This is a genomic window from Streptomyces sp. NPDC091377 (genome assembly GCF_044757045.1).
Taxonomy (GTDB): domain Bacteria; phylum Actinomycetota; class Actinomycetes; order Streptomycetales; family Streptomycetaceae; genus Streptomyces.
Genome location: NZ_JBIVUE010000060.1, coordinates 1 through 1412, shown reverse-complemented (window position 1 = coordinate 1412; position 1412 = coordinate 1). Strand labels below are relative to the sequence as shown.

Sequence of the window (1412 nt, the reverse complement as noted above, 5' to 3'; positions counted from 1 at the left end):
CTCCACGACGCCGACCAGTTCGACGCCGACTTCTTCCACATGAACCCCCGCGAAGCCCTCGCCACCGACCCCCAACAACGCCTCCTCCTCGAAACCGCCTGGGAAGCCTTCGAACACGCCGACATCAACCCCACCACCCTCAAAGGCACCAACACCGGCGTCTTCACCGGAGTCATCTACGCGGACTACGGGCCGCGTCTGATGCACCGGACACCCGAGGGTTTCGAGGGCTACCTCGGAAACGGCAGCGCGGCGAGTGTCGCGTCCGGACGGGTGGCTTACACGTTCGGGCTGGAGGGCCCGGCCATGACAGTGGACACGGCCTGCTCCTCCTCGTTGGTCAGCATGCATCTGGCCGCCCAGGCCCTGCGTCAGGGAGAGTGCGACCTGGCACTCGCCGGCGGAGTCACCGTGATGTCCACACCGTCCGCGTTCCTTGAGTTCTCCCGTCAGCGCGGACTGGCTCCCGACGGCCGCTGCAAGCCGTTCGCCGACGCCGCCGACGGCACCGGCTGGGGAGAAGGCGTCGGACTCGTCCTCCTCGAACGCCTCTCCGACGCCCATAAGAACGGACATCACGTCCTCGCCGTTCTCCGGTCCTCGGCCGTGAATCAGGACGGTGCGTCCAACGGCCTGACCGCGCCCAACGGCCCCTCTCAGCAGCGTGTCATTGAACAGGCCCTTGCTAACGCGCAGTTGAGCGCCGACCAGATCGACGCCGTAGAAGCCCACGGCACCGGCACCACCCTCGGCGACCCCATCGAGGCACAGGCCCTCCTCGCCACCTATGGCCAGGCCCACACCACCGACACACCCCTCTGGCTCGGCTCCATCAAGTCCAACATCGGCCACACGCAAGCCGCCGCCGGCGTCGCAGGCGTCATCAAGATGATCGAAGCCATGCGCCACGGAACACTGCCACCCACCCTGCACGTCGACCGGCCCAGCAGCCACGTGGACTGGGAGGCAGGCGGACTGGCGCTACTCACTGAGTCTCAGCCTTGGCCCGATACCGGTCGCCCGCGCCGCGCCGCGGTGTCCTCCTTCGGCATCAGCGGCACCAACGCCCATGTGATCCTCGAAGCACCGCAGGCCGAGCAGTTCCCCCAACCCGTCCGGGAGGACGAGTCGGACGAAGGACCGGCAGCCGTCGTGCTGTCGGCGCAGTCGAGCGCCGCGCTGGCTCAGTCAGCTCGCCGCCTTGGCGATTTCCTGGCCGACCACCCCGACACGGCGGTCGCTCCGCTGGCCGCCCGCCTGTGGACCGGCCGCGCCAAACTCGACCACCGCGCCGCAATCGTCACCCACACCACCCACGAACTACACACCGCACTCACCGCACTCGCCGAAGGCCGCGACCACCCCGCCCTGACCACCGGACCCACCCGCACCACCACCGGACCCACCCCCTG

Annotated in this window: 1 protein-coding gene; it reads left to right on the top strand. The window is 68.8% G+C overall.

Annotated features, from left to right (window positions below):
* Nucleotides 1-1412: type I polyketide synthase (locus ACIQNG_RS39100; RefSeq protein WP_401492031.1), on the top strand; the 1412-nt coding region annotated here is incomplete at both ends.